Below are 16,618 nucleotides of genomic sequence, written 5' to 3' on the forward strand. Positions count from 1 at the left end.
CGGAACCGGGAGAAGACCCGATGATCACTTTCTCGCCGCCTGGAGGCACCTGATGGGCATCTATGGACAGGACTGGGCGTCCTACCAGCCGTTCGAACCCAGCGTCGCCGGCATCGACTTCGTCATCGGCAAGGTCACGGAGGGCCTCGATTACGTCAACCCGAGGTGGACCCGCCAGCGCGACCACGCCAAAAGCACCGGCCTCATGTGGGGCGCCTACCACTACCCCCACATGGCCAACGACCCGACGAAGGAGGCCGACTTCTTCCTCCGGCAGGTCAGCTGGCAGGCCGACGACATCATCGTCCTCGACTGGGAGGGCTACGACAACGCCAACCAGGGCGTCTCCAAGGCCCGCCAGCTCGCCTACAAGGAGGAATGGCTCCAGTACGTCAAGACGCGGATGCCGCGCCACCGCGTCGGCATGTACTGCAACGTCGACTACTGGAAGAACGTCGACACTACCGGCAACTACGGCGACTTCCTGTGGATCGCCACCGCCGGCCGCCCTGCAGGCGACCCCGGGATCAAGGCCCCCTGGCTCTTCCACCAGTACAAGGCCAGCCCCGTCGACACGAATTACTGTCACCTCCCCAGCCGCGCGGCGCTCCGCGACTGGGCCCTCTCATCCGACACCCCGCCCTCACAGGAGGACATCGTGACCCCTGCCGAAATCCAGGCCGTTGCCGAAGCCGTCTGGAACTACAACCTGCCGGAGTACAACGGGGACGGATCCCCGACCGGCTCCTCCAAGTCGGCCTTCTGGTGGCTCGTCTGGCAGGACGTTTTCCAGGCTCAGACCCTGAGGGCGATCGCCGACGCCAAGCTCACTCCGGCGCAGATCGCAGCGGCCATCTCGGACGGCACGCTCAAGGTGAAGGTCACCGTCGAGACCCCGAAGGCGGTCTGACCATGCGCATCTTCGGACGTGAGCCCGTCTACATCCTCGCTGTAATCGCGGTCGCCCTGAAGCTGGCCTCCGCCTACGGCCTGGACGTCTCGGACGCCCAGCAGACCCTGATCAACACCGTCCTCGCCTGCCTCGTCGCCGTGGCGTCCGCCGTGGTCCTGAAGACGGGCGCGGCCGGGGCCGCGATCCTTCAGCTGTCACAGGCCGGCCTGGCGCTCTTCGTCGGCTTCGGCCTGGACATGTCCGCGACCGAGCAGGCCGGTTGGATGTCTCTCGTCTCCGCAGTCCTCGCCGTCGTCTCGCACGGTCAGGTTGAGGCGCCCGTGACCCGGCTGCCGGTCGAGGAGAGCAGCCTCATCGGGCCGCGCGCTCCGCAGGCGGTGTAGGTGCGGTGCCGTGCGGTCCGGCGGCTCAAGCGCAGGCTGGGCCGCCGCGGCACCATCCTCACCTGCTACGGCATCGTGTGGCTGCTCGTCGGCTGGGGGCAGATCGTCCAGCCGCAACCCGACCAGCGGGGGCTGCATGTCGCCCTGGCTTTGATGCCGCTCACCGTGTGGGCGTGGTGCTGGATCGCCGCTGGACTGATCGCATTGGTAAGCGCGTGGGCTCCGCCGGGCCGTGACGCTGCTGGCTTCGTCTCCCTGGTACTCGTCGTAGTGCCCTGGATGGCGACCTATCTGGCCTCCTGGCTCCTCGGGGTCTACCCCCGCGGCTGGGCGGCAGCAGCAGTTTGGGCGGCAATCACCGTCCCAATCATGGTGGTGCTGGGGTGGGCAGAACCGCCCCGGCGGAAGCGAGCGGAGCCTCCGTATGAGTGCTGAGACCTGGACGTCGGTGGGCGTATCGGTCGCGACCGGACTGTGCGGCGTGTGGGCAGCACGCGCCGCCCGGCGGACGCCCAGGCAAGAGAAACGCGACGACTTCACCGTCGTCAAGGACGCACTGAACGAGCGGATCGACGAGCTCAAGTCCGAGATGGACGACCAGCGGCAGCTCGTCGGCGACCAGGCCGAAGCCCTCAACTACCTGGTGCTGCGCGTCCGCTCCCTCGTCGCGTACATCCGGAAGGCCGGCATGGAGCCGCCGGCACCGCCTCCGATGTCGGAGCGCGTCCGCGACTACCTCCACCACATCGACGTGTGAGAACTGGAGTGCGAGCAGCCCCCACCGCTACGGCGGTGGGGGTCTTTGTCGTTTCCCTGACTTCCTCGTGACCTGCACTGTAAGCTTTTCCACGGAAAGACTGACAGGATTGGGGAGTTGGCCGGTGAAGCTTGTCGCTTATGTCCGCGTGAGTACAGCCGGTCAGGTCTCCGACGGATACGGCCTCGGCGTCCAGGAGCAGGCCGTCAAGGCGTGGGCCAAGGTCAACGGCCACCGCATCCTGAACCTCATTCGCGAAGAGGGCGTGAGCGGCGCCACGGAAGCCGTGGATCGGCCAGGTCTCTCGGAGGCGTTGCTAGCGATTCGGGAGCGCGAAGTGGATGGACTCCTCATCCCGCGACTCGACCGACTTGCTCGAGCGCTCACCGTTCAGGAAGCAACCCTTGCGATCGTCTGGCGAGACGGTGGCCGCATCTTCGCTGCGGACGCCGGCGAGATCGTCCGAGACGATCCGGACGACCCCATGCGCACGGCAATGCGTCAGGTCGTGGGCGTGTTTGCCGAACTTGACCGCCGCATGGTCGTTAAGCGGCTCCGCGACGGGCGGGCGGCCAAGGGCCTCGCGGGTAAGAAGCATGTCGGTGCATACGCCTACGGCACCCACGGCGTCGGCGAAGGCCGCGAGCGCGACGCGGGACTCAACCCGGACGAGGAGGCCGCCCACGCCCTGATGCTCAGCCTCCGCCGGGCAGGGAAGTCGTATCGTCAGATCTGCGAGGCGCTCCACGGCGCAGGGCATAGCCCGCGCCGTGCAGACCGGTGGCACCCCATGGTCGTGCGCGCCGTGTGCCAGCGCGCCGGCCTTAACTGAGCTCTCAGTCCGAAGGAGCGGCATGAAGTACGACACCTCATCACTGCGCAAGCACACCGTTCAGCAGATCGCCGACGAGTTCGGCGTCAGCCGACCCACCATCTACCGCCACTTGGAGAAGGCGTGAAGATGTGCGGAAGGCTTACCAAACGGGCTGGAATCTGTCGGCAACACGTCCTGGCCTACTGGGACATACCGAAGAGCGTTCCACGCGTGCTCTCGTGCCTCGCCCACCTCACCCCGGCAGAACGCGAGGTGTACGACGAAGCTGTCCGGGATCGCGCAGCGCGAACCGAAGCCTCCTGGAAGTGGTTCTTCGAACAGGAGCCGGCCTGCTGGCGCTGGCCTGCGGTCGGCGTAATCACCACCATCGAGGTAGAGCAGTCCCAGATCCTGTACGAGTGGCACGCCGACCGCTGCGCGATATGCGGCCGCGCCGCCTACCTCGTCGAAGACCACGATCACACCACTGGCCTGACCCGCGGCTACCTGTGCACCAGCTGCAACACCAGGGAGGGTATTTACGCGAGGGAAACGGAAGGACCGTTCGCCAAGTACCGAGAGCGCCATCCGACGGCCATCCTCGGCCTGCGCCTTCGGTACTGGGACCCCTTCGCCAAGGACTACGCCAAGCCCCAGCCAGCGCTATCGGAAGCTGACGCCTGGACCGACGCTGCGTCCGAGGATATCGGCCTGTAGCGAGTAGCCCAACGTTATGCGCTGCCACCTCCTAACTCAGGGGGTCGTTAGGAGGCGCTCCTATTCGGAGACTCCAAGCTGCAAGCAGGCTTCAAGTAGGAGCACATCCTTGCGGTTCCGGCCGCGCTCAATCCGCAAGCCGACCACGCTGCCCGTTGTCGGCGCCTCGTGCCACACTGGGTGCGGCATCCGGGTGCGAGACCCGGCGCTCATGCTCCGCGCTGTTTGAGAGGTAGCCCGCCGAGCCTTCGGGCAAGTGGATGACTCCTGTGCCACGTGGCCCCCACCTTCGGGTGGGGGCTTCTTCGCGTCCGGCCTGATTGTCAGTGGCCCGTCGTACAGTCAGAGCAATCCCATTCAAGGGTTGAGGCGGGCTGCCTCGCTGCACGGATCTGCCCCACCGGAACAGCGCCCGGCGGGGCAGACGTGCGTCAGGCCGCGGCCTCGCGGGCCGCCTGCTTCACGGCCATCTCCACCTCATACCGGTTCTGCCTGGTCGCCTTCGCGTGCTCGGTCACCGCGGCATGGACCGCGTCGACAGCCTCATGCCACGGTCGCCACGCCTCCGCACTGTAGGCGCCCGCTGTCGCCTGCTTCCGGGCCTCGTTGGCCGCGCGCTGGAGTTGGATGAGTTCGTCGGTGAGTTCGATTGCCACCCGGCGGATCCTAAGCCGCCGGTACGACGCTCGCCCGCAGCCACTCGGCAAGCAGCTCCCGGTACTCGTCCGAGCCCGCCCCACCCCCGGCAACGAGCTGGCGTATCGCCTCGTTGACGTCGGCCGCAGAGCGCGCGGCAGCCGGGACGGCAGGGGAGGGGGACATGCCGCACAGGATATCGAGCGGCGCCCACACGGTCGTAGGGTGTGGCCATGATTCAAGCTGTCGTTTTCGATGTTGGTGAGTGCCTGGTCGACGAGACCCGCGAGTACGGCACTTGGGCCGACTGGCTCGGCGTTCCCCGCCACACCTTCGCCGCCATGTTCGGCGCCGTCATCGCCCAGGGCCGCGACTACCGCGAGGTCTTCCAGCCCTTCAAGCCGGGCTTCGACCTGACCGCCGAACGCGAGGCGCGCGCCGCCGCCGGCAAGCCCGAGCACTTCGACGAGAGCGACCTGTACCCAGACGTCCGGCCTGCCCTCGCCAAGCTCCGAGCCGACGGGCTGTGGCTCGCCATCGCGGGCAATCAGACGGTGCGGGCGGGCGGGATCTTGCGCCAGCTCTTCACCAAGGATGTCGACCTGATCGGCACCTCAGACGACTGGGGCGCCAGCAAGCCCGACCCGGAGTTCTTCGAGCGTGTCGCCGCGGTCGTCCCCTACAGCAACGACGAGATCCTGTACGTCGGCGACCGCGTCGACAACGACCTCCGCCCCGGCGCCCAGGCCGGCATGCACACCGCGCTCATCCGCCGCGGCCCCTGGGCCACCATCCAGTGGGACACCGAGGAAGCAAAGAAGCTGCCGACCTTCCGGGTCGACAGCCTCCTCGAGCTCCCTACGCTGATCGCAGAGTTCAATTCGCGAGAGCGCTGAGCATCGCACCCCAGCTGAAGAGCCGGTCATCGAGAGCGCGGACGCACGGCTCGCCCTGCCACGGGGCGAGCTCGCGCCGCACCTCACGAACCCGCTCCATGCCCGTCGCGTACCAGTGCACCTCAAGCAGATCCAGGGCGCGGACCGCGTACTCGCAGGCCGCCTCCGGCTGACCCGCCGCGGCCTCGACGGCGGCCAGGTCGCCGAGCACGACGGTCCGCTGCTTGTCAGAGTCCACCGGCAGCCCTTCCAGGACCCCGAGGAGCGTCTCCCGAGCCTGCGGCAGATGCCCCGCCACCAACTGGGTGTTCCCCTTGAAGCAGGCCAGGCGGACGGCGCTGAACCAGTCCATCCACTCCGGGGTGTTGTTGTCGCTGCCCGCAGCCAGGATGTCCTCAGCATGCGCGTACAGGTTCAGGGCCGTCCGCGTATTGCCGCATCGGGTCTCACACTCGGCCTCGACGGCGTCCAGCCAGGCCAGCAGCTCGGCGGACGCCGGACCGCGGCGGGCGGACGTCCGGGCCATCGCCATCCGCTCCACGGCACCCGCACGGTCGCCGCCCCAGCCCGGGACAAACGCGGTGTGGGCGAGGATCGCCGCCCCGAGCAGCGCGTCGTCTACATCCCCGGCCGCCTGCAGTGCGCGAAGCCATGTGTCCCGCGCCCGGCCGTGCTCGGTGAGGTCGAAGAACTCGATGCGGCCGGCGAGGAGGTAGCTTTCGGCGAGCGCCGACCCGACAGTCCGCCGGATGACCCCCGACGTCGCCGGCAGCAGCGCGGCACCCAGCGCAGCATGTGCCGCCACCGACGGGTGCAGCGTCGCGGGGGCCACCGTCCAGTACAGGCGCCGGTGCGCGCGGGTCACCGCGGCGAACGCCGAAGCCGCACTCGCAGGCTGGACCGCATTCGGCACGGCCATCGGCGCCGACGGCGGAGTCCGCAGGATACGGCCAGCATCAGCAGCGGCTGGCGGCCCGGCGAAGCCCAGCTCCTCAAGGCTGGCCACCCCAAGGATCTCGACCAGGGCACGCTGCAGGTCTGGGTACGGAAGTGGCGGCGCGTCGGACTCCCAGCGCCGCACCTGGCGAGCGCTGACGCTCAGGCCTCGAGCTGCGAGAGCGTCAGCCAGATCCTGCTGCGACCGGTACCCGGCTGCTTGCCGCGCCGCCCTGAGGCGCGCATTGCCTTGCGGTCGGGACATCCCAACCTCCATACGTCGTAGGGGCGGTGGCAAGTCTGGCAGCCGGACCGCTACCAGGCCACGCATCACCCACACGAGTCCTCAAACGTCCGCATTGCGGCCAGGAAGAGGCCGCTCGATGTCCTCGCCTTGGGTCCGCTTAGAGGCCACGCTTTGCACCACCACCCGCTGACACCGGCAGGGAGACCGCCGTGGCAACCCGCACAGACAAGCCCACCGACACCCAGACGCCGCCCCTTCCCGCCATAGGCGGCCTTTCCGAAGACCAAGTCCGCGGGGCCGCCTGCGTCTACTGCGCCGTCCGCCTCGACAACGGCAACGCCATCGACCTCGGCGAGCGCCCCGCCAAACGAGGCGGCAGCATCATCCGCTGGTTTCCTCGCGCCTGCCCCCAGCACGGGACCGCGCCATGACCGCCGGCCGGATCTGCTGCGAATGCCAGCAGGCCATCTTCGGGGAGTACGACGAGATCGTGCGGCACAGTGCGAGCGGGGTACGTCCCAACGACTTCGCGCACCCAGTTGGCCAGTGCCCGGTACCGGAGAAGAAGCTGACGGCCAAGCCCCGTCGCCGCCCCTAGCTCCCGCCTCTCCTGCCGCGGCGGCAGCGGGAGAGGCGGGTACCAGCCAGTCACGCCACGTTCACTGTGCGAAACTTTCGGGCACTTGTTCGATCCGTCACGACTCAACCACCCGGTAGAGCCTGACTGTTGGTGACGTATTCGCAGGTCGCGGGACGGATGCTCATGCATATATCTGCGAAGCCCCTGGCGACACGTGCATGAGACAGGCAGACTGAGGCAATCACACCGAGTGGCCGAAAGGTCACTTACGTGTTTGGCGGCAGCAAACTCTTCACCGAGACGCGGAGGACGCAGGCGATGCGCATGAGGTTGCTGAACTTTGCGTCCGTCGTGCCGCGCTCGATGCGCTGGATGGTGGACCTGTCGACGCCGGCCCGCTCGGCCAGTCGCTCCTGCGTCAGGTTCTCCTGAAGCCGCGCTACACGGACGCGGTCGCCCAGGGCTATCTGAGCTTCACGAATCCATTGATCTTGATCACCTGACACCAGCCCAGGTCAGCTCAACAAGATCAACTTGTCAGCAGCAGAATTGAAGCATCTTGTGATCAATACGGATCGGTCGAGCGAAAGGGCGACCTGTCCATCAACCCACACGGGGTCCGCTGGGACCTCTCAAGAACGTGCCGGGCGTCGGGAGGCTGTGGGGCCATCGCCCGCGACCCGGCACACGACGGCCCCCTCGAGACGCATCGAGGGGGCCGTCGCACACCTGGGCCGACCTGCACGTATCGCCGGATTCCATAGGCGATATTTAGGGGATGAGACTCGCCGAACAGGCTCCGGCAGAGTCCGGCAGACCACCAGCAGATTCCAGGCAAACAACAACGCCCAGACGAGAGACTGGCTCTCACCTGGGCGTTATCCACGAAACCGCTGTTCAACGATGCAGGGGCGGCAGGATTCGAACCTGCGACATCTGGTTTTGGAGACCAGCGCTCTGACCAGCTGAGCTACACCCCTTCGGTGGGACCAACCATGCCATGACGCGCACCAAAGATCCACTCAATTCAGCGGTCAACGGTGGGGAAATTCGGCGTCCGCGCCCGGGTCGGCGGCGACGGCGAGGGTGCGGATCACCTCGGCGGTGCGCGGGTGGTGCGCGGGCCAGTCCACGGCGAGGCCGAGGGCGGTCGGTATCGGTGGCGGCACCGGCCCGCGCGGAGGATCGTGGGCGGTGTGAGCCGTGGAGCCTCCGCACGCGTCCGGGCCGCCCTTCCCCTCCTCCTGGCGGCCCTGCTCCTCGGCCCCGCCCCGCCGGGAGCGGGCGCGGGCCCGGGGCCGGGACCGGACGGCTCAGGCGAGACCGTCTCCCTCTCCGGGGACGCGCCGGGCGAGCGGCTGGACGTGACCCTCACGCAGGTGGTCGACCCGGCGAGCGGCCCCGCGCCCGGCGACACGGACCGGCTGGTCTCCGTACGGCTGCTCCTGGAGAACACCGGGACCGCCGTGTACGAGGACAACCCCGCGCCCGCCGCGCATCTGCTGGACTCCCGGGGCCGGCGCTTCACCGGCCTCAACAGGTCGACCGACGCGGGCGCCGCCTTCCCCGACACCGTGACCCTGAACCCCGGCGACTCGGCGGACGGGTTCGTCACCTTCCGGCTGCCGCGGGACGCGGCCCTCGCCGCGGTCCAGTTCGCGCTGAACCGCGGCCTCGCCCACGACGTCGGGCACTGGAGCCTGTCCTGACCGCTCCCCGCCGCCCACCGGGCCGCCCGGCCGGCCGCAGCCCCCGGCCGATCTCCCCCGCCCCCTTGACCCGCTCTGGTCCAGACCAATAGTTTCCGCATGCACAGCGCACGCGCCCCGGCACCATTCACCGCATCCGCAAAGGAAGCCCATGCGCCGCAGCATGCTCGGCAGGCTGGCCGTCGCCGCCTGCTCCCTCTCCCTGCTGACCGCCTTCGCCCCCGCCCACGAAGACTCCGGCCACGACGGCCAGGGGCACGACCGCTCGTACAAGAGGGTCGGCTACTTCACCCAATGGGGCGTCTACGGGCGCGACTTCCAGGTCCAGGACCTGGAGAAGAACGGCAGCGCGAGCAAGCTCACGCACATCAACTACGCCTTCGGCAACATCAGCGCGGACGGAAAGTGCTTCACCGGCAACATCCCCGGCGAGGCCGACGCCTGGGCGGACTACGTCCGCCCGCTGGACGCGGAGAACTCCGTGGACGGGGTCGCCGACGACTGGGAACAGCCGGTCGCCGGCAACTTCAACCAGCTGCGCGAGCTCAAGGCCAAGCACCCGGGTCTCAAGGTCCTGCTCTCGCTGGGCGGTTGGAGCTGGTCCACGCACTTCTCGGACGCCGCACTCACCCCGGCCTCCCGCAAGGCGCTCGTCGCGTCCTGCATCGACCTGTACATCAAGGGCAACCTCCCGCAGGACGGCACCCGCGGCGGCGCGGGTTCGGCCGCAGGGATCTTCGACGGCATCGACCTGGACTGGGAGTGGCCCGGCTCGGCCGGCGACTCCGACACCACCTACCGCCCCGAGGACAAGAAGAACTTCGCGGCACTGGTCAGTGAGTTCCGCACCCAGCTCGACGCCTACGCGCGCAGCCAGAAGCGGAAGTCCACGTACGAGCTGACCGCCTTCGTCCCGACCGCCCCCGCCAAGATCGACGCGGGCTTCGACGTCCGCCGGATCATGCGCGACCTCGACTTCGTGACCCTCCAGGGCTACGACTTCCACGTCTCCGGGGAGAAGACCACCGCCCAGCAGTCCGCGCTGTACGCCCGCGACGACTTCAGCGTCGACGGAACGGTCGACGCCTGGAAGCGGCGCGGCGCGCCCGCGCACAAGCTGGTGATGGGCATGCCCTTCTACGGACAGGGCTGGACCGGTGTCAGCGGCGGCGGGGACGGCATGGGCCAGCCCGCGACGGGCCCGGCCCCGGCCACCTGGTCGGCCGGGTACGAGGACTACAAGGCACTGAAGAAGTTGGCGGATTCGGGTACCTACAAGGTGTACCGGGACCGTCGCGCCGGCAGCGCCTGGCTGTTCGACGGCACCACCCTGTGGACGTACGACGACCCGCAGGTGCTGCGCACCAAGACCCGCTACATCCGCGAACAGGGCCTCGGCGGCGCGATGTTCTGGTCCCTGGACGCGGACACCGCCGACGGCGAGCTGATGACCGCGGTCGACCAGGGCCTGCGCGGTCACTGACCGGTTCGGTACGCACCGCACGCCGAACCCCCGAACAGCGCCGCCGGGCCGCGGAAATTGACCCGTCCCGGCGGCGCCCCAACCCGTAATCTCCCGCTCATGAGGATCTCGACGGTACGGGCGGTCAACTCGCTCACCACGCGCTGGGCCGGACACGCGGCGACGGACGGCACGGGCACGGTGCTCACGGCGGCGGGGGTCTGGCCGCTGCTGGCCCTGATCGCCGACGGCGCCGACGGCCCCGCCCGCACCGAACTCGCCGAAGCGCTCGGCATATCCGCCGACGAAGCCGCAGAGGCAGCACGGGACCTGCTGGCCGGACTGGACGGCGTACGGGGCCTGCGCGCGGCCACGGGCCTGTGGGCGCGACGGGAACTCCCCCTGGAGGAACGGTGGACGGACCGGCTTCCCGAAGGCACCCGGGGCGTCCTGACCGGCGACGAGGACACCGATCGCAAGACCTTGGACAGTTGGGCATCCGACCGCACCGACGGCCTCATTGAGAAGATGCCGGTCGAGATCGACGAGGACACGCGCTTCGTGCTCGCCTCCGCGCTGACTCTGCGCATGCGGTGGATCCGCCCGTTCGCCTCCTGGGACACGTGGATCGAGGAAGGCCCCTGGTCCGGGGGCCCCGTGCTGGGCCTGAGCCGCAATACGAGCATCCTCGACCGGGTCCGCGTGGCGCAGGCGCCTACCGGCCCGGTGACCCTGCTGGAAGTCGTGGGCGACGGCGGCGTCGACGTCCACCTCGTCCTCGGCGAGCCGCAGGCCACACCGGCCCAGACCCTCCAGGCCGGTATCGCGGCCGTCACCCGGGCGATCCCCTCGACGGGCGCGAGCGCGCTCCCCGAAGGGAACCCGGGGCCGGGCCTGCGCATCGACCGGGTCCGCTCGGAGTCCCCCGAGCACTGGCTGCGCATCGAGACGGTGGCCTTCGAGGTGAAGGCGGAGCACGATCTCCTCGAGCGCGCCGAGTTGTTCGGGCTGCGGACCGCCTCGGACGACCGGCACGGCCACTTCCCGGGCATCAGCACCGATCCCCTGTGTGTCGGCTCGGCCCGCCAGTCGGCCATGGCCCGGTTCCACGCGGAGGGGTTCGAGGCCGCGGCCGTCACCGCGCTCGGCATGGCTGCCGGTTGCGGCATCCCCCGGCTGCGGTACACCGTCCGCCGGGCCCAAGTGGCCTTCCACCGCCCCTTCGGGTTCGTCGCCGTCCACCGGACCTCCCGCCTGGTCCTCGCCGCGGGCTGGGTGGCGGACCCCCTCCCGTACGTGGAGGAGGAATGGGACCACGAGGCGGAGGAAGCGGAGGCCTGGGCGAACGCCGAGCTGGAGGACCGGAGTTGATCCGGTCCGGCTCCGATCGACGCCGTACGCTCCCGTCCATGAGGAACTCGACGGTGGAGGCGGTCAACCGCTTGACGGCCCGCTGGGCGGCGAAGTGGCCGGCGGACACGGCCGAGGGCACGGTGTTCACGGCGGCCGGGGTCTGGCCGCTGCTGGCCGCTCTCGCAGACGGCGCGGACGGACCGGCCCGCGCCGAGCTGGAGCAGGCCCTCGGGATACCCGCGGACACCGCCGCCGGGGCGGCCCGGGAGCTGCTGGCCGCGCTGGACGGCGTACGGGGCCTGCGCGCGGCCACCGGCCTGTGGGCGCGGCGGGACCTCCCCCTGGAGGAGCGGTGGCTGGCCGGGCTCCCGGAGGGGGCCCACGGCACCCTGACCGGCGACGCGGACACCGACCGCGAGGCCCTGGACGGCTGGGCCGCCGAGCACACCGCCGGCCTGATCGGAAGGATGCCGGTCAAGACCGACCGGAGCACGGACCTGGTCCTCGCCTCCGCGCTCGCGCTGCGCCTGAAGTGGGAGAAGCCGTTCACGGAACGGCCCGTCCGGCCGCTGCGGGGCCCGTGGAACGGGCGGGCGCTGCGCGGGCTGACCGTCACCCACGCCTTCCCCGAGCGCGTCCGGGTGGCCCGGGGGCGCTCCGGCCCGGTCACCCTGCTCGCCGTACCCAGCGCGCCCGGCACCTGCGGTGCGGACGTGCACCTGTTGCTCGGTGAGGCCGGGGCCTGCCCGGCGGAGGTGCTGACGACCGGGATCGCCGAAGTCACCGGCGCCCTGGCCTCCTCGACCGCGGCCGAGCTCCCCGACGGCGACGCGGGGCCCGGGCTGTCGCTCCGGACGGTGGACTCGGCGCGGCCCGAGCCCGTGGTGCAGATCGTCACGGTGGCCTTCGAGATCAAGGCGGAGCACGACCTGCTGGAGCACGCCGAACTCTTCGGGCTGCGGTCCGCGGCGGGCGGGGCCGGGCACTTCCCCGGCATCTCCGCGGCTCCGCTGGCCGTCGGTTCGGCCCGCCAGGCGGCCATGGCCCGCTTCCACGCGGAGGGGTTCGAGGGCGCGGCGGTCACCTCCGTCGGCATGCTCCGGGGCGGCGCGCCGCGGAAGCTGCCGTACCGCGTCCGCCGAGCCGAGTTCGAAATCTCCCGGCCCTTCGGCTTCCTCGCCGTCGACCGGAGCTCCGGCCTGGTGCTCTTCGCGGGGTGGGTCACCGACCCGGCTACGCTCACCCGATGACATCCGACAAGATCACCACCACCGGGAGCAGCACGGACGGGGTCTCCGCGGCCGATTCCGGGACCTGGCTGCTCGGCGACCTCGCCGTCCGCCGCATCGGCTTCGGCGCGATGCGGCTCACCCACCTCGCCGACGGCTCCCCCAGCGACCGCGACCGGGTGACGGGCGTGCTCCGGCGGGCGGTCGAGCTGGGCGTCAACCACATCGACACCGCCGCGTTCTACTTCTCCCCGACCCGCTCCGCCAACGAGCTGATCAACCGGGCCCTCGCCCCCTACGCCGACGAGCTGGTGATCACCACCAAGGTCGGTCCGGGCCGCGACGCGTCCGGCGACTGGTGGTGGGCCACGCCCGGGCAGCTGCGCGGGCAGGTCGAGGAGAACCTGCGCCAGCTGGGCCGCGACCACCTGGACGTGGTCAACCTGCGGGTCCCGCGCCAGGCGGAGACCGGTTCGATCGCCGAGCACTTCGGTGCCCTCGCCGAGCTGCGCACGGCCGGGCTGATCCGGCACCTGGGCGTGTCCAACGTACGGCCCGACCACCTCGCCGAGGCACGGGCCATCGCGCCCGTGGTGTGCGTGCAGAACGCGTACGGGATCGACTCCCCGGCCGAGGAACACGCCTTCCTGGACGCCTGCGGGGAGCAGGGGATCGCCTTCGTCCCCTTCTTCGCGATCGCGGGCGCGGGCAAGGAGGCCGGTGTGGTCTCCGAGGACGGTGCGGCCGTACGGGAGCTCGCGCGGGCCCACGGCGTGTCGCCGGCCCAGCTCCGCCTCGCGTGGACGCTGAGCCGGGGCGCGCACGTACTGGCCATCCCGGGCACCGGGAACCCGGACCACCTGGTGGAGAACGTCGCCGCCGGGTCGCTGCGGCTGTCGGCCGAGGAGATCGCGCTGCTCGAAGCGGCGTGACCGTGCCCCGTGTCAGGGCGCCCGTCGCGGAGACGGGCCGCGTTCGGCACGCGTGGCACGGCTCGCCCGCCCGGCGCGGTGGGCGGCGGCCAGGGCGGCCGTCTCGGTGAAGGCGGGTACGCGGCCGGTGCCGCCTCGGCCGGACACCGAGAGGGAGGCGGCCGCCGTTCCGTACGCGACGGCGTCCGCGAGGCTGTCGCCCAGTGCGAGCCGGGCCGTGGTGGTGCCGGTGAAGCAGTCTCCGGCGCCGGTCGCGTCGACGGGGTCCGGATTGACGGGGACGGGAAGGTACCTCGCCCCGGAGCCGCCGTGCCCGCCGCCGTCCGCGCCGCCGGCGTTCCCGTCGGCCAGGAGCAGTTGCCCGGCGCCCGCGGTGACCACGACGCTGCGCGCGCCCAGCGCCCGGTAGCGGGCGGCGGCCTCGGCCGGGTCGTCGGTGCCCACCAGCGCCAGCGCGTCGGCCGGGCAGGAGGTCTTCAGCAGCCCGGTCAGCGGGGCGATGTCGGCCAGGAGTGCGCGGGCCTCGGCCCGACCGGTGAGCCGGGAGCGGAAGTTGGGGTCGTAGGAAAGGTGTCCGCCGGACTCGTGCACGGCCCGCGCGGCGGCCAGTACGGCGTCCCGGCTGCTCGGTGACAGGGCTCCGGTGATGCCACTGGTGACGAGGGCCTTGCAGCCGGTCAGCAACTCCCGCCAGGACTCCACGTGTTCCACGGACAGGGTCGAACCGGCGCTGCCGGTGCGCCAGTACACGAACGCGCGGTCGCCCTCGGTGTCGGAGGAGAGCAGGTAGGCGCCGTTGGGGCGCGGGGAGCGGCGTACGTGGGAGACGTCCACGCCCAGCTCGGCCGCGCGGGCCAGCAGCGGGGCGCCCAGCTCGTCCTCGCCGACGACGGCGAGCAGGGCGGTACGGGCGCCTGCGGCGACGGCGGCGGCCGCGGCGTTGAGGGCGTCGCCCGAGTAGGAGATCCGGGCGGGCGTGCCGTCCACGGCGCCCCGCGGGCCGGTGTCGGCGTGGATCTCGACCAGTACCTCCCCGAGCACCAGGACGTCGTACCCCCCGCTCACGGTCGCCCCTCCGGCTCGGTGCAGGCGGCGCAGCACGGGCGGGCCAGGCCGGCGAAGACGGAGGCCAGTTGGGCCGGGTCGGCCGGCAGGCCGTTTCCTATGCCCACCGCCGAGGCGCCGGCGGCGAGCCATTCGCGGACCTCGTCCGGTGCGATGCCGCCGGTCGGGATGATCAGGGCGTCGGGGAGGACGGCCTTGAGGGAGCGGATGAACCGGGGGCCGCCGACGTGCGCGGGGAAGACCTTGGCCGCGCCGGCGGAACGGGCGGCCCGGGCGATCTCGCCGGGGGTGAAGCCGCCTTCGATGAAGACGGCCCCGCGTGCCGCGGCGACCTCGCGGACCTCGGGAGCCGGGTAGGGAGAGACCAGGAAGGCGGCTCCCGCGCCGAGGGCGGTCTCCGCGTCCTCGGCGGTGGTGACGGTGCCGACGCCGATGAGCGCGGGGCGGCCGTGCGCGTCGGCGAGCGGCGCGGTGCGGGCGACGGCTTCGGCCCAGCCGGGCGTGGAGGTGGTGAGTTCGACGGCGCGGCAGCCGGCGGCGAGCAGGGCGGTGGTGTGCCGGACGGCCTCGTCGGCGTCGGCGTCGCGCAGGACCGGCAACAGGCACTGCGCGGTGATGACCGCGTACGGATGGCAGGACACAGAACCCTCCCGTTGTTCCACGTAGTGGAACTTGGTATCGTGTACCGGAACTCGTGGTGCAGACCTTACCCAGACGGAGATCACGTGGCCATGCCCGAGAAGCACCTGAACGCGGAGCCGGGAGACCCGGAGGCCCTGCGCTCGGATGCCGCGAGCGGCACGCGCGGCGGACGGACCTCGGCGGCGGGCACGGCCCTGGAGAAGTCGATGCGCATCCTGGAGGCGGTCGCCGCACCCGGCGGCCCGCACCGCCTCACCGACGTGGCCACGACGGCCGCGGTGCCCAAGTCGAGCACCTTCCGCATCCTGGCCTCGCTGATCGAGCAGGGCTTCGTACGCTCCGAGGGCGAGAGCCGCTACGGCGCGGGCCCCCGGCTGCGCGCGCTGTCCGCGCTGGTCAGCGGCGGGGAGCCGGCCGGTGTCGAGCAGATCCTGCGCGAGCTCCAGAAGGCCACGGGGCAGGCCGTCCACCTGGCCCTGCACAGCGGGGAGACCATCACCTACATCCGGAAGCTCGAGAGCGACCAGCCGTTCCGGACCGCCTCGCGCATCGGCATGCGGATGCCCCTGCACACGACCGCGATCGGCAAGAGCATCCTGGCCCACCTGCCCGAGGCCGAGGTCCGCCGGCTGGTCGCCGCCACGGGGCTGCCGCGCCGGACACCGAACACGATCACCACCGCGGACGCCCTGGAGGCCGAGCTGGCGGCGGTGCGGGCGCGGGGGTTCGCGCTGGACGACGAGGAGAACGAGTCCACCATCCGCTGTATCGGCGCCCCGGTCCTCGGGCCGACGGGCCGCCCGATCGGCGGCGTCAGCGTCACCACCGTCACCTTCCTGGTCTCCCGCGAGGAGATCGAAACCTACGCGCCCGCCCTGCGCGCGGCCACGCTGGCACTGACCCCGCTGCTCTGAGCCGCCGGGCCGGCAACCGCCGGGGAGGCCACCGGTGATGCCCTACGGGTCCTCGCGCCCGGCCGGCTCCTCGGCGAGCCGGGCCAGCAGCTCGCGGGCGGTCCGCAGGTGCCGGTGCCCGGGTTCCAGGACGCTCCGGGCCCGCACGAGCGCGCCGGTCAGCAGCGCCCGGGCCTCGGCGGTACGGCCTTGGGCGGTCAGGGCCCGGGCCCACTCCAGCCGGGAGTAGAAGACGTGCGGGTGGTCCGCGCCGAGCACCCTGGTCCGGTCGGCGGTCAGCGCGGCCCAGGCCTCGGCCGCCTCGGCGGTGCGCCCGGCGCGGGCGGCCAGCGCCCCCCAGCACCCCCCGATGGCGAGGGTGTGCGGTTAGTCGGGCCCCATCCCCGCGGTGGCCTCCGCCTCCGCGAGCAGCCCCGCCACAACCCGCTCGGTA

At 71.1% G+C, this 16,618-nt stretch carries 23 protein-coding genes and 1 tRNA gene; 15 read left to right on the forward strand and 9 right to left on the reverse strand.

All coding sequences use genetic code 11. The features are described from left to right. Positions 1 to 52 precede the first annotated feature (52 nt). From ACWGDE_RS01830 to ACWGDE_RS01855, 6 genes are all read left to right on the forward strand, one after another. Positions 53 to 910, forward strand: coding sequence for a glycoside hydrolase family 25 protein (locus ACWGDE_RS01830; protein WP_453386980.1), 858 nt, complete (start codon positions 53 to 55; stop codon positions 908 to 910). Between the two features lie 2 nt (positions 911 to 912). Continuing rightward, positions 913 to 1,296, forward strand: coding sequence for a hypothetical protein (locus ACWGDE_RS01835; protein WP_453386981.1), 384 nt, complete (start codon positions 913 to 915; stop codon positions 1,294 to 1,296). Between the two features lie 424 nt (positions 1,297 to 1,720). Continuing rightward, complete coding sequence (locus ACWGDE_RS01840; RefSeq protein ID WP_453386982.1) at positions 1,721 to 2,053, forward strand: hypothetical protein; 333 nt, start codon at positions 1,721 to 1,723, stop codon at positions 2,051 to 2,053. Between the two features lie 124 nt (positions 2,054 to 2,177). Beyond that, positions 2,178 to 2,885: a recombinase family protein gene (locus ACWGDE_RS01845; RefSeq protein ID WP_453386983.1), complete on the forward strand. Its 708-nt coding sequence runs from the start codon at positions 2,178 to 2,180 to the stop codon at positions 2,883 to 2,885. Between the two features lie 22 nt (positions 2,886 to 2,907). Next, the gene (locus tag ACWGDE_RS01850; RefSeq protein ID WP_453386984.1) at positions 2,908 to 3,012 is read left to right on the forward strand and encodes a helix-turn-helix domain-containing protein; all 105 of its coding nucleotides are present in this window, start codon (positions 2,908 to 2,910) and stop codon (positions 3,010 to 3,012) included. 86 nt (positions 3,013 to 3,098) lie between these two features. After that, positions 3,099 to 3,584, forward strand: a complete 486-nt coding sequence (locus tag ACWGDE_RS01855; protein WP_453386985.1) for an endonuclease domain-containing protein — start codon at positions 3,099 to 3,101, stop codon at positions 3,582 to 3,584. Positions 3,585 to 4,015: 431 nt separating this feature from the next. Here the strand turns inward: ACWGDE_RS01855 and ACWGDE_RS01860 are convergent, their stop codons facing one another. Next, positions 4,016 to 4,240 (reverse strand): hypothetical protein, encoded by a 225-nt coding sequence (locus ACWGDE_RS01860; RefSeq protein WP_453386986.1) that lies wholly within the window; start codon positions 4,238 to 4,240, stop codon positions 4,016 to 4,018. 10 nt (positions 4,241 to 4,250) lie between these two features. Then, a complete protein-coding gene (locus ACWGDE_RS01865; protein ID WP_453386987.1) occupies positions 4,251 to 4,406 on the reverse strand; it encodes a hypothetical protein in 156 nt (51 codons plus the stop codon). Between the two features lie 47 nt (positions 4,407 to 4,453). Here ACWGDE_RS01865 and ACWGDE_RS01870 point away from each other — a divergent pair, with 47 nt between their 5' ends. Beyond that, a complete protein-coding gene (locus tag ACWGDE_RS01870) occupies positions 4,454 to 5,116 on the forward strand; it encodes an HAD family hydrolase (protein ID WP_453386988.1) in 663 nt (220 codons plus the stop codon). Here ACWGDE_RS01870 and ACWGDE_RS01875 read toward each other — a convergent pair. Further along, complete coding sequence (locus tag ACWGDE_RS01875; RefSeq protein WP_453386989.1) at positions 5,097 to 6,317, reverse strand: transcriptional regulator; 1,221 nt, start codon at positions 6,315 to 6,317, stop codon at positions 5,097 to 5,099. The two genes, ACWGDE_RS01870 and ACWGDE_RS01875, sit on opposite strands and share 20 nt — an antisense overlap. A gap of 191 nt (positions 6,318 to 6,508) precedes the next feature. Here ACWGDE_RS01875 and ACWGDE_RS01880 point away from each other — a divergent pair, with 191 nt between their 5' ends. Both ACWGDE_RS01880 and ACWGDE_RS01885 read left to right on the forward strand, forming a co-directional pair. Next, complete coding sequence (locus ACWGDE_RS01880; RefSeq protein ID WP_453386990.1) at positions 6,509 to 6,730, forward strand: hypothetical protein; 222 nt, start codon at positions 6,509 to 6,511, stop codon at positions 6,728 to 6,730. Next, complete coding sequence (locus ACWGDE_RS01885; RefSeq protein ID WP_453386991.1) at positions 6,727 to 6,897, forward strand: hypothetical protein; 171 nt, start codon at positions 6,727 to 6,729, stop codon at positions 6,895 to 6,897. The genes ACWGDE_RS01880 and ACWGDE_RS01885 overlap by 4 nt, the downstream gene beginning before the upstream one ends. A 248-nt stretch (positions 6,898 to 7,145) precedes the next feature. Here ACWGDE_RS01885 and ACWGDE_RS01890 read toward each other — a convergent pair whose 3' ends face one another. The 3 genes from ACWGDE_RS01890 to ACWGDE_RS01900 form a co-directional block, all read right to left on the reverse strand. Next, positions 7,146 to 7,385, reverse strand: coding sequence for a helix-turn-helix domain-containing protein (locus ACWGDE_RS01890; RefSeq protein ID WP_453386992.1), 240 nt, complete (start codon positions 7,383 to 7,385; stop codon positions 7,146 to 7,148). Positions 7,386 to 7,785: 400 nt separating this feature from the next. Continuing rightward, a tRNA-Trp gene (locus ACWGDE_RS01895) sits at positions 7,786 to 7,859 on the reverse strand. 54 nt (positions 7,860 to 7,913) lie between these two features. Further along, the gene (locus tag ACWGDE_RS01900; RefSeq protein ID WP_453386993.1) at positions 7,914 to 8,048 is read right to left on the reverse strand and encodes a hypothetical protein; all 135 of its coding nucleotides are present in this window, start codon (positions 8,046 to 8,048) and stop codon (positions 7,914 to 7,916) included. Positions 8,049 to 8,075: 27 nt separating this feature from the next. Here ACWGDE_RS01900 and ACWGDE_RS01905 point away from each other — a divergent pair, with 27 nt between their 5' ends. The 5 genes from ACWGDE_RS01905 (at position 8,076) to ACWGDE_RS01925 (ending at position 13,564) form a co-directional block, all read left to right on the forward strand. Continuing rightward, the gene (locus tag ACWGDE_RS01905; RefSeq protein WP_453386994.1) at positions 8,076 to 8,588 is read left to right on the forward strand and encodes a DUF4352 domain-containing protein; all 513 of its coding nucleotides are present in this window, start codon (positions 8,076 to 8,078) and stop codon (positions 8,586 to 8,588) included. Between the two features lie 151 nt (positions 8,589 to 8,739). Beyond that, the gene (locus tag ACWGDE_RS01910) at positions 8,740 to 10,071 is read left to right on the forward strand and encodes a glycoside hydrolase family 18 protein (RefSeq protein WP_453386995.1); all 1,332 of its coding nucleotides are present in this window, start codon (positions 8,740 to 8,742) and stop codon (positions 10,069 to 10,071) included. Positions 10,072 to 10,170: 99 nt separating this feature from the next. Continuing rightward, complete coding sequence (locus ACWGDE_RS01915; RefSeq protein WP_453386996.1) at positions 10,171 to 11,421, forward strand: serpin family protein; 1,251 nt, start codon at positions 10,171 to 10,173, stop codon at positions 11,419 to 11,421. A gap of 38 nt (positions 11,422 to 11,459) precedes the next feature. Next, positions 11,460 to 12,653, forward strand: a complete 1,194-nt coding sequence (locus tag ACWGDE_RS01920) for a serpin family protein (RefSeq protein ID WP_453386997.1) — start codon at positions 11,460 to 11,462, stop codon at positions 12,651 to 12,653. Further along, positions 12,650 to 13,564 (forward strand): aldo/keto reductase, encoded by a 915-nt coding sequence (locus ACWGDE_RS01925; RefSeq protein ID WP_453386998.1) that lies wholly within the window; start codon positions 12,650 to 12,652, stop codon positions 13,562 to 13,564. The genes ACWGDE_RS01920 and ACWGDE_RS01925 overlap by 4 nt, the downstream gene beginning before the upstream one ends. A 12-nt stretch (positions 13,565 to 13,576) precedes the next feature. Here the strand turns inward: ACWGDE_RS01925 and ACWGDE_RS01930 are convergent, their stop codons facing one another. Both ACWGDE_RS01930 and ACWGDE_RS01935 read right to left on the reverse strand, forming a co-directional pair. After that, positions 13,577 to 14,629, reverse strand: a complete 1,053-nt coding sequence (locus ACWGDE_RS01930; RefSeq protein ID WP_453386999.1) for a sugar kinase — start codon at positions 14,627 to 14,629, stop codon at positions 13,577 to 13,579. Continuing rightward, positions 14,626 to 15,270 (reverse strand): bifunctional 4-hydroxy-2-oxoglutarate aldolase/2-dehydro-3-deoxy-phosphogluconate aldolase, encoded by a 645-nt coding sequence (locus ACWGDE_RS01935; protein WP_453387000.1) that lies wholly within the window; start codon positions 15,268 to 15,270, stop codon positions 14,626 to 14,628. Before ACWGDE_RS01935 ends, ACWGDE_RS01930 begins: the two co-directional genes overlap by 4 nt. Before the next feature lie 90 nt (positions 15,271 to 15,360). Here ACWGDE_RS01935 and ACWGDE_RS01940 point away from each other — a divergent pair, with 90 nt between their 5' ends. After that, entirely contained in the window at positions 15,361 to 16,185 is an 825-nt protein-coding gene (locus ACWGDE_RS01940) for an IclR family transcriptional regulator (RefSeq protein WP_453387001.1), read from the forward strand. Between the two features lie 42 nt (positions 16,186 to 16,227). Here the strand turns inward: ACWGDE_RS01940 and ACWGDE_RS01945 are convergent, their stop codons facing one another. Then, positions 16,228 to 16,536 (reverse strand): tetratricopeptide repeat protein, encoded by a 309-nt coding sequence (locus ACWGDE_RS01945; RefSeq protein WP_453387003.1) that lies wholly within the window; start codon positions 16,534 to 16,536, stop codon positions 16,228 to 16,230. Positions 16,537 to 16,618 lie beyond the last annotated feature (82 nt).

The organism is Streptomyces sp. NPDC054956 (assembly GCF_053609185.1).

What these genes read in the sequence shown, in the direction of transcription:
- ACWGDE_RS01830 (WP_453386980.1), top strand. Translation starts at nt 53, where the DNA reads ATGGGCATCTATGGACAGGACTGGGCGTCCTACCAGCCGTTCGAACCC.
- ACWGDE_RS01835 (WP_453386981.1), top strand. Translation starts at nt 913, where the DNA reads ATGCGCATCTTCGGACGTGAGCCCGTCTACATCCTCGCTGTAATCGCG.
- ACWGDE_RS01840 (WP_453386982.1), top strand. Translation starts at nt 1,721, where the DNA reads ATGAGTGCTGAGACCTGGACGTCGGTGGGCGTATCGGTCGCGACCGGA.
- ACWGDE_RS01850 (WP_453386984.1), top strand. Translation starts at nt 2,908, where the DNA reads ATGAAGTACGACACCTCATCACTGCGCAAGCACACCGTTCAGCAGATC.
- ACWGDE_RS01865 (WP_453386987.1), bottom strand. Translation starts at nt 4,406, where the DNA reads ATGTCCCCCTCCCCTGCCGTCCCGGCTGCCGCGCGCTCTGCGGCCGAC.
- ACWGDE_RS01870 (WP_453386988.1), top strand. Translation starts at nt 4,454, where the DNA reads ATGATTCAAGCTGTCGTTTTCGATGTTGGTGAGTGCCTGGTCGACGAG.
- ACWGDE_RS01875 (WP_453386989.1), bottom strand. Translation starts at nt 6,317, where the DNA reads ATGTCCCGACCGCAAGGCAATGCGCGCCTCAGGGCGGCGCGGCAAGCA.
- ACWGDE_RS01885 (WP_453386991.1), top strand. Translation starts at nt 6,727, where the DNA reads ATGACCGCCGGCCGGATCTGCTGCGAATGCCAGCAGGCCATCTTCGGG.
- ACWGDE_RS01910 (WP_453386995.1), top strand. Translation starts at nt 8,740, where the DNA reads ATGCGCCGCAGCATGCTCGGCAGGCTGGCCGTCGCCGCCTGCTCCCTC.
- ACWGDE_RS01915 (WP_453386996.1), top strand. Translation starts at nt 10,171, where the DNA reads ATGAGGATCTCGACGGTACGGGCGGTCAACTCGCTCACCACGCGCTGG.
- ACWGDE_RS01920 (WP_453386997.1), top strand. Translation starts at nt 11,460, where the DNA reads ATGAGGAACTCGACGGTGGAGGCGGTCAACCGCTTGACGGCCCGCTGG.
- ACWGDE_RS01925 (WP_453386998.1), top strand. Translation starts at nt 12,650, where the DNA reads ATGACATCCGACAAGATCACCACCACCGGGAGCAGCACGGACGGGGTC.
- ACWGDE_RS01940 (WP_453387001.1), top strand. Translation starts at nt 15,361, where the DNA reads ATGCCCGAGAAGCACCTGAACGCGGAGCCGGGAGACCCGGAGGCCCTG.